The 9,722-nt window shown below is 43.0% G+C and carries 7 protein-coding genes; 1 reads left to right on the top strand and 6 read right to left on the bottom strand.

Going from position 1 to position 9,722, the window contains the following annotated elements; translation table 11 throughout:
• Nucleotides 1-57: 57 nt before the first annotated feature.
• The 5 genes from ACH0QE_RS08025 to ACH0QE_RS08005 all read right to left on the bottom strand — a co-directional run bounded on the left by ACH0QE_RS08025 (nt 58) and on the right by ACH0QE_RS08005 (nt 6,506).
• Nucleotides 58-1,728 (bottom strand): hypothetical protein, encoded by a 1,671-nt coding sequence (locus tag ACH0QE_RS08025; protein ID WP_415800172.1) that lies wholly within the window; start codon nt 1,726-1,728, stop codon nt 58-60.
• 296 nt (nt 1,729-2,024) lie between these two features.
• Entirely contained in the window at nt 2,025-3,965 is a 1,941-nt protein-coding gene (locus ACH0QE_RS08020) for an ABC transporter permease (protein WP_415800171.1), read from the bottom strand.
• Entirely contained in the window at nt 3,955-4,716 is a 762-nt protein-coding gene (locus ACH0QE_RS08015) for an ABC transporter ATP-binding protein (protein WP_415800170.1), read from the bottom strand. The genes ACH0QE_RS08020 and ACH0QE_RS08015 overlap by 11 nt, the downstream gene beginning before the upstream one ends.
• Nucleotides 4,717-4,815: 99 nt before the next feature.
• Entirely contained in the window at nt 4,816-5,817 is a 1,002-nt protein-coding gene (locus tag ACH0QE_RS08010; protein ID WP_415800169.1) for a sensor histidine kinase, read from the bottom strand.
• Nucleotides 5,817-6,506, bottom strand: coding sequence for a response regulator (locus ACH0QE_RS08005; RefSeq protein ID WP_415800173.1), 690 nt, complete (start codon nt 6,504-6,506; stop codon nt 5,817-5,819). The genes ACH0QE_RS08010 and ACH0QE_RS08005 overlap by 1 nt, the downstream gene beginning before the upstream one ends.
• A gap of 855 nt (nt 6,507-7,361) precedes the next feature.
• On the opposite strand from ACH0QE_RS08005, the gene ACH0QE_RS08000 reads away from it, so the two are divergent.
• A complete protein-coding gene (locus tag ACH0QE_RS08000; protein WP_415800168.1) occupies nt 7,362-8,222 on the top strand; it encodes a TVP38/TMEM64 family protein in 861 nt (286 codons plus the stop codon).
• A gap of 103 nt (nt 8,223-8,325) precedes the next feature.
• Here ACH0QE_RS08000 and ACH0QE_RS07995 read toward each other — a convergent pair whose 3' ends face one another.
• The gene (locus ACH0QE_RS07995) at nt 8,326-9,312 is read right to left on the bottom strand and encodes a Gfo/Idh/MocA family protein (RefSeq protein ID WP_415800167.1); all 987 of its coding nucleotides are present in this window, start codon (nt 9,310-9,312) and stop codon (nt 8,326-8,328) included.
• Between the last annotated feature and the right edge of the window lie 410 nt (nt 9,313-9,722).

Genomic DNA, 9,722 nt, shown 5'->3' with positions numbered 1-9,722 from the left:
AAAAGTGCCTGTCCCCAGGTGCAACATTACGCTGGGGACAGGCACTATTTTTTGTATTTACTCTAATCCTTGTATCACTAACTCTTTCACTGGCAAGAAGGTTTCACCGGTATCCATGTATTTGAGATTGACCTGGTCGCCTTCTTTTACATAGATCGCCAATGGGTTCGTTTCTGATGAGATGATGTAGTTCTTCTTATTGTCCAACAGGATTGAAACAATCGTGAAGTCACCTGTTTTTTCTTTGTATACGCGCAACACGGTTCCGCTCGTTTGCTTTTCCTCTGCCTTCGAACTGCCATCCACCGTTCCGCCGCCATACTGCAGTGCTGTTTTATATTTCCTCAATGCTTCATTTGGTGTATTTCCAAACACCGAAATTTCCGGGTTTGCAGCCGATACGATAAAGTAATTTTGCAGGAAGCCATTCGAATCAAGAACAGGCGTCAACCAGCTGGCTTCTCCATAAAAATTGTAGAGAATCGGCATCTCGCCATGCCACTTTTTCTCAATAAACTTCTTTTCAATAATCTGAAGCGCGCCCTCAGAATCCATATAGGACTCTTCAAGATTGCCAGTATAGAAGGTCGCCTTCCCTGTCCTGGAGTTCGTCAGAGAATACCCGAGCATGGAGTCGACCCCTTCTTTCGGGCTGGTAAAATCGGTGAAATAATACATATCGCCATTTTCATCGAAAATTGGGCTGACTTGGGCTTCGGTCCCTTCATCTGAAGGCAGTTTTATATCCGTCTTGCCAAACACGCTATTCCAATAGCCATGAATGTAATTACCATAATAGCTGTTTTGCAGACTGACTGCTTCCGGTGAAACGGCGCCGTCAATGAATTCAGGAACATCGGCCAGCGCATAGGATTCCGTCTTCCCAGAATCAGGATCCACTACGACAACCCCTTTAACATCAAAACCATTCCTGGCTGAGATGAACTCACCGAAGGTCCTGATATAAAAAGGTTTTCCTTCATCATCGATCTCAAGCTGAGTGTCTCCGTAGAAAATCTCCTCAGGATACTGCAAACGGATATGGCGTTCGACATTTTTATTAAAGAACGAAGAAGGTGTATAAACCATGTCTGATTTCTTGAATTTTGGATTTGCTGATGAATCCGTGGCACTGATTGTAATATAACCCGGTGTGGACTTGCCATTCCACCATTTGAAAAAGCCTGAGAACTCAACAGGTGCGATATAGACATACTCTCCATTGACCTTTTGGATTTGAAGATTCCCAAGCTCATAATAACTCGTATTTGGAACCTGGCCGAACGCCTTTTTCATCTTATTGCGCGCAAAATGAGGAGGAACACTCGCTGGCGTTTCCTTTTCATCAAAGGTCGAGATTTCCATCTTCTCCGCCATTTTCGCAGACTCATATTTTTCCTCGGCGTTGAAAAGAAAGGCAATCATGAAATACGCGCCAACGAGAAGGACTGCCAAAAATAGAATTCCTTTAATCACCCTTTCCTTCCCAGCCGCAAAAAACGTGCCGGCAAACGTGATCACAATCGCAAACGGCCACAAGGAAGAAAGGTTGCGATCCAAATTAAATGCGTAATAAAAGGCAAAAGTCCCAGCCGTAAAAAGAACAATCGCAGCAATCAAAAAGGCAGATGTCATTTTCCTGTCCTTCTCTACCCCTTTAGAAAAAGGAGTAAGAATCAGAGCAGAAGCCAATCCAACCAAAAGAGCAAATAGAATGATATTTCCCATAAAAATCCCCTTTTATTTTTGTCCTCTACATATACGTATCAACTGATGTAAAGTTTCATGGGGGCGTTATGCAAAGTTATAATGGTAAAATTTGTTTGAAAGTGCAATTATTACTCCCTACCGTGCAATTCGTGGCTGCTTTCACGCAATTAAAACATAGGTCGGTGCAATAATAAGGTTTCACAGTGCAATTAACCTAATTTATTGAGAGAATACTGAAGAAGCACAGGGTTCGCCCCCGTGCTTCGGTCCAATAATTGGATTCAGTTCAATGTCCCCGTTCTTCTTGCCTCCATTTAAAGTGATTCCCGAATGACTTTCTTTGAGTGTACTACAGATAGTACAGCAAAGATGGAGTATAGTGCTGTATAGAGTCCCATCACGATTAGCATCGGCCACCATAATTCTGTGCCGAAGAAGAACCAGCCAGATTTGACGGCGAAGTAGCTGTGCAGCAGGCCGATTGCTAGCGGGATGCCAAAGTTGAACGCCTGCTTTGCCTGAATTCCTTTCAGCAAATCTCCTTGGGTGAACCCCAGTTTTCGTAAAATCGTGTAATTTGGTTTTTCGTCTTCTGTCTGGTCCATTTGCTTGAAATAGAGAATGCAGCCTGATGTGACGAGGAAAGTCAGTCCAAGGAAACCGACAATGAACATCGTAAGTCCCATCTGCTTCTTTTGGATATTTTCACTGTCCAGGCGTGATTCATTCATATTGGCTTCATGGTACTTTTTTTCATTGAACAGATCATTCGCTCTCTCCAAATCGTCTTTATTTTGAATGTCAATTCCGATATATTGAGAAGAGCCACGCTGTATTTCAGGGTCTTCATCATTCTTCAGCTTCTCAAAAACAGTCTCATCCACCACGGCTACAGGAGATCCCCCGAAATACCGCGACACCGGATATTCTTTTTCCATTCCAAGATACTGCAACGGGATAACGTGATTTCCCCCAATGATCTCAATCGGCCCAGAGTCCTTCATGGAGATAAATTTCATCATGATATCACTGTAGCCAGTCATGTAAGCTTCATCCTTACTGACTTCCCTTTGGCCATCAGATTTCTCGCTGATGACCGACACACTCATCGATCGCGGGTCCTGTGTGTATCCTTCCATTTTCAGTCCAATTATATCTTCTGCGTTCATCACCGCCTGGAGTACCTCAATCCTTTTTTCGGTAAAATCGATGTCCTTCGACTTCAATTCCTCCATAAAATCAGCGGCAGAGTTCTCATCCACAAACGCGAAGTTGTCTGGGACCATATTTTTCGCAGTCTGCTCAGCGGAATAATAAGAGATATAGCTTAGCGACAACAACCCAATCGCCAATGCTGATACCGTCGTGATAATCGTCAACAGCAGGGCATTCGACTTCATCCTGAACATGATCGAGGATAAGGAAAGCACTTCATTGATATTCAGATAGCCATCCTTCTTTTTCCGGATGATATTGGCGATAAAGCTGACAGACCCTTTGTAAAACAGGTATGTCCCGAAGATGACCGAAGCTAGAATGAACACCATGGCCGAAAAGAGTTCGTTCACAGAAGTGAAATCCCCTTCGAAAAGCTTGGATGACACATAATAGCCGATTCCAATCAGCGCAATGCCAAGGACACCAATCAGCATCTCCCAGAATGAGATTTTCTTCACTCGGCCTTCCGTTTTTGATACCACCCTGAATAAGCTCAGGATGCTTTGTCTTTTTATAAAAATAAAGTTCAGCACCAGCAGCAATACGTAGATCAATGAAAAAACAATCAGTGTCTGTACCAGGGCTGTGCCGGAAAAATGCAGCTTCGCAATCCCGTCGACTTGCGTGAGTTTGAACAGAACCATCATGATCAGCTTGGAGATCGAGAACCCGAGGAAAACGCCTGCCAGCAAAGAGCCATAGTACAGCAGAAAGTTCTCGACACTCAGGATGCGGAAAATCTTGCTCTTCGTCATCCCCACCAGCTGGAATAATCCAATTTCCTTGCTTCTCCTTTTTATAAAAATCCGATTGGCGTACGCCAGAAAAATCGCGACGATGCCGACAAGCAGGACAGAAGCAGCCTTTATCGCAGCCGCTCCTTTGATCGAACCCTTTGTTTCATCCATGGACGGGTCATATTGGAGAGTAACGAATGCGAAATACAGCGCGACACTAAACATCAGCGCAAATACATACAAGTAATAGTTTTTCAGGTTCTTTTTCAAATTGCGGAGGATGAGTTGATTAACGCTCATGATGCACACCGCCCAATACACTCTGGGTTTTCATGATGTCCTTGAAAAATTCCTGTCTCGTCTGTTCTCCTTTATTGAGTTCTGTGTAAATCAGGCCATCCTTGATAAAAATAACCCGGCCGCAATAGCTTGCCGCAACAGGATCGTGGGTGACCATCAGGATTGTCGCCTGCCGCTTTTGATTCAAATCACTCAGTTTGTTCAGCAGATCTGACGCTGATCTCGAATCAAGAGCACCCGTTGGTTCATCCGCAAAAATGATACTTGGATCATGGATAAAAGCGCGTGCAGCAGAAGTCCGCTGCTTTTGCCCGCCAGAAATTTCATTCGGATACTTATCCTTCAGCTCGATAATCCCCAGTTCACTGGCAATCTTCTCAAACCTCTGGTTCGCTTCCTTCCTCGGCGTTTTGCTGACCGAGAGTGGCAAAAGGATATTTTCCTTCACCGTCAGCGTATCGAGCAGATTGTAGTCCTGGAACAAAAAGCCCAAATGCTCTTTACGGAATTTTGCCAGCTGCTTCTCCTTCATCCCGGTAATGTCTTTCCCTTCAATCTTGATCGATCCGTTGGACACCCGGTCGATTGAGGAAAGCACATTCAGCAGCGTCGTTTTTCCCGAGCCAGAGGCACCCATGATGCTCACGAACTCTCCTTTGAAAATTTTCAGGTTCAGCCCTTTTAACACTTCTTGTTTATTAAACTTATTTCCATATGTTTTATGAAGTTTGGCAGCTTCCAGTAAAATCATGTCCGCACATCCTTTCTTTGATAATATCATTATAAAATCCCGTCTCTATGCCTTCCTTCGATTCAGGTAACAAATGAGGAAAGGCATGTGACATTTTTGTCACATGCCTGTTATTTGGAGAAATTCATTGCTTTTCGGGAAGGTAAGAGTGAATGTGCTTCCCTTGCCAGGTGTTGATTCCACATCGATCCTGATTTTCAGCGGCTGTGCCGCTTTTTTTGCCAGGTATAAGCCCATTCCGGTTGCTGCATGATCCTGATGATGTGCAGTGGATGTAAAACCTTTCTCAAAAATGCGAGGGAGATCCCTGGAATCAATCCCTCTGCCCTCATCAGCAATCTCGAGGATCATCTGCCCATCCCGCTGTTTACTTCTAATCTGAACATCAGATGCATCGCTGTATTTCACAGCATTCGTCAGCAGCTGACGCAGGATAAACGCAAGCCATTTAGCATCCGTCATCACCTCGTTGTATTTCAGGTCGATATCGACGCCAATGCCTTTTTGGATACACCAGGACTGCAGGGTCTTCACCTCGCTGAAAATCACGCTTTCCAAATCGGTCTGTTCAATATATAAGTCATTCTCCATGAACGGAATTCGTTTTTGATGCAGCTGCTGGTCCAATAAAAGATGGATCCGCAGCCACTCATAAGTCATTTCCTTTTTCAGCGCCTGATCCTCGAGCCGGTCAATCATCAATTTCAGAGCCGTCAGCGGCGTTTTCACTTCATGGATCCAGGAAAGCAGTTCATCCTTTTCCTCATCCAGCCTCCGCTCATTCTCGGAAACGGCTTTTTTTAGCACTTCAAAATGATGTGTGATGCTCTCGGCTACCATTCCTTCAAAAGGACTGAGGTGTTCCTTGTCTGAAAAATCAAGGAGATCCTCTGCTTCTTCCAGCTCCTGATAAAATTCCCTTTCTTTCTGGAAACGGATCAGGATAAAAATCACAAAGATGATCGCTGACAGAAAAACGTAATAAAGAGCCGACTCGATCGAAACAGTGGAATCTATATAAGCAATAAAAACGAGAAGAAACTGGAGCAGCAGGAATAGCAGAATCCAGCTCCGCCTTTCCTTTAGATAAGTAATAAACATCAGGCATGTTCCTCTTCAACGGCCATGTATCCCTGTCCAATCTTCGTTTCGATTCTGTGGCCCAGCCCAATCTCACCCAGCTTTTTCCTCAGCCGATTGACATTGACTGTCAGCGTATTGTCGTTGATGAACCGCTTATCATCCCACAGGCTGTTCATCACCTCATCACGGCTGACAATCTTGTTTTTCTGATCAATCAGCAGCTTTAAAATGAAGATTTCATTCTTGGTCAATTCAATCCGGCCCATCTCATTTTCAACCGTATTTTTATCATAATCAATCGTCGCCCCGCACCACGTCTTCAACTGGTTCTGAGTCGCATTATAATTATAGGCACGACGCAGGATTGCCTGAATTTTCGCAATCAGCACCTCAAAGTGGAACGGCTTTTGTACAAAATCATCCGCCCCGAGCTGCATCGACATAACCATATCCGTAGGGTGGTCCCGTGATGACAGGAAAATAATCGGGACATTCGAATGCGACCGGATCATCCGGCACCAATGAAACCCATCAAACCTCGGCAGCTGGATATCGATGATCACCAAGTCAGGCTTCACTCTCGTAAAATCACTCATCACATCACCAAAATCCGTCACCCCATGCACCTCATACGACCACTGAGTCAGACGCTCCCGAATCTCTTGGAACAAAGAAGCATCATCCTCAATCAGCAAAAGCTTCAACACCATTACCACCACACTTCCACTTCTTTCTCCTATATTTTAAAGGAAGTATTTTCTATATACCAGAGTTAGTATGGGGGGTGATAAATGGAGAGAGAGAGTAGGAGCGTGGGGTGTTGGTGACCTCTTTTTCCGGTTTCTGAAGTTTTTGGGCACCAATCGGCTTCATTGGTGACCTCTTTTTCTTGTTTCTGGAGTTTTTGGGCGCCAATCGGCTTTATTGGTGACCTCTTTTTCTTGTTTCTGGAGTTTTCGGGCGCCAATCGGTTTTATTGGTGACCTCTTTTTTCTGTTTCAGGTTTTTTTGGGCACCAATAAGACTCATAGGGAATCTCTTTTTCTAGTTTTTGTTTTTTTTGGACACCAATAAGACAATAGATTGACTGCCTTACAGAATGATCTGGAGGTTTTAAGTTCAGGAGAAGCCCCAACGGATCAATAATACAATTAGATTATCCAATCCTGAGGGTGTTATTGCTGGCTTGTAAAACATGCGTGGATTTTTATGAACTCAATGATAAACTCATAGCCGGTAAAATCAGCGGGATAGCACAATTCATAGAATTAGCCTCAAAGTATGAAATATTGACACTGTCGTAGAATGAGAAAACAGCGGGCGGTTCTCGGTCCTGAATTAAAAAATATTTTAAACCGTGCCCTGGTTTCTAAGAAAAGCACATGGTACGTCCACTGTGTTTATAACTCCTCCTTTCTCGCAAACCTGGAATTATCTTTTCTAATTATAGTAAGCCTCAGGTCCTAGCACAATTTCAATCCTAAGCGCGTCGATTAAAGTCTCCACCTTCATTAAAATGTAAACACAAGTCATCATTACATGAAATGAAGGGGTATATCAACTTGTTCACACTTAAAGAAAACCACAATCTTGCATTGGAATTGACCTTGCATTTAGCGCTCAGCATCCTGTCACTACATTTAGTGTTTGAATTATTGCCTACTGTACTGCCACTATATAAATGGCTTTACTTAGGCGCTGTTATAATTGTTTTGTTAATGGATGGAAATTTTCTGATGAAGAACCATCGGAATCTTCTGAAGGTTAATAGGATGGTCATTTTATATTTAGGAGCCTTTTTGATTCTTGTACTGGCAATTTTTTATATGACAAAAATCATTGTTCTTACTGATACGTACGGATTTGAAGGAATGTTAAAAGAACATCTAAAAACAGCCAAATATATTTTCTTTTTCATCAGCTTTGCCCAACCAATCCTCCTTCCGATTCCTGAAGCTGTTACCGTTCCAGGTGCAAGTGCAGTATTTGGACCCGCTACTGCTGCGGCAATTTCTTTTCTTGGAACAATATTGGGGATAACAGCCATGTTTTTTGTCGCCAGATACGGAGGAAGGAAATTTATTTCAAAACTGATCAAGGAAGAGCAGCTGCAAAAATACGATAATTATGTCTCTAAAAATGAAACATTGATCATGTTCTTATTATTCATCGTTCCAATTCTTCCAGATGAGATCATTTGTGTAGGAGCAGGCATAGGCCAAGTATCACCAAAAAGGTTTTTGCTGATTGCCTCAGTCTCAAAGTTGATCACCGCAACCTTTCTGGCATACTCAGTACAATTAGCAGCAGCGTTACCGATCTCTGGTTCACAATTATTGATTGGATTCTTAGCTTCAATTTTGATCTTCATTGGTATATCGTATATAACCAAAAAAGCGCTTAACAAGGAGCGAGGTTTTTAATACGAAGTAGAAGTATGATTGAATTGAATCAGCTCTCAATGTCTCAATATCCCTTGTCCCATAAGAAAAGCACAGGGTACGTCTCCTGTGCTTCTCATAAGTATCACTCAAACGGATATTTCAATCCCCACTGTCCGCGAATTTCGTCCATCAGTTTCATAATTTCTAATGATTCATCTAACGGAACGACAGGGCTTTCTAAAAGCCCTTGACTCAGGCATTTTCCGACCTCTTCTATTTCATACGCATAACCAGCCGATTTTCTGTCATCATTAAATGTCTCTACTTCCTGACCATCCTTATATAAGGTTGCTGATTTTGCACTATGGAATGAAGGGATTCGAATATACCCTTCTGTTCCATGTATGTAGGCTTCGTTAGTTAAACCAATTCGAAAGGCTCCGTTAAGGGTGGCGGTCTTTCCAGAAGGATAGGACATAAGAATGGAAAACTGTTCATCCACACCCGTTTCACCGATATGAGCTGTACTTAGAATTTTCTCTGGTTTTGTTCCGAATATCATTGATGCAAATGTTACCGGATAAATCCCAACATCCAGCAAAGCTCCTCCTCCAAGATCTGGATTAAGCAATCTCCACTCAGGATTCCATTGTGCACGGAAACCAAAATCCGCTTTTACCAAAAGGACTTCGCCAATTTCCCCACTGTCAATCCATTCTTTAACTTTAACAATCGGAGGCAGGAAACGTGTCCACATCGCCTCCATCAAGAAAAGCTTTTGATCTCTGGCAAATTGAATGATTTCTTCTAGTTCCCCGCTATTTATCGTAAAAGGCTTCTCGCAAAGCACAGCCTTACCAGCACGAAGACACGCCAATACATTTTCCTTATGAAAAGGGTGTGGCGTAGCAACATAAATTGCATCCACATCCGGGTCCTGGACTAGTTCTTCGTAGCTTCCATATGCACGGGAAACGCCATGCTCTTCCGCAAACTTAGCAGCACTCTCTTTTGTACGTGAACCGACAGCAAGTTTTTCGGTATTTTTAGCAAAAGCCAAATCTCTCGCGAAAGCACTCGCGATTCCACCTGTCCCTAAAATACCCCACTTGATAATTTTATCGCCCATCGATAATCCTCTCCTTAAAAAAGCACTAGTCAGTACAAACCTTGTTAATCCATTATACTATTATTATTTTTGCTAGGATTGTTTGTTACGAGCAGAGGAGGTTGTTTTGATAAACTCAATGCACCATATAACCTTCTTATTCAGAATATCTTCCTATATAATGGATATATAAATAAAGAGAGAAGTGCGCCAACACTTCTCCCTGCAACCTCTACCGTCATGGTGTTGGTTGCCATGAATTATCTTCGATGAGAACCACCCTTTTGCTTTCGACGGCTGCGGGTGGTTTTCTCTTTCTCAAGATTCTCTACTTTTTCACCTCATTGAGCCAGCTGCATTTTCCCAGAAAGTATTGACGTTCCCTGTGCTTCTTCTTCCATTAAGAATGAAAGCATTAGGTACGTCCCCAT

Origin of the sequence: Mesobacillus sp., assembly GCF_047739415.1 — a bacterium.
In the GTDB taxonomy this organism is placed as follows: domain Bacteria; phylum Bacillota; class Bacilli; order Bacillales; family Cytobacillaceae; genus Mesobacillus.
This window is presented reverse-complemented; position numbering and strand designations above follow the sequence as displayed.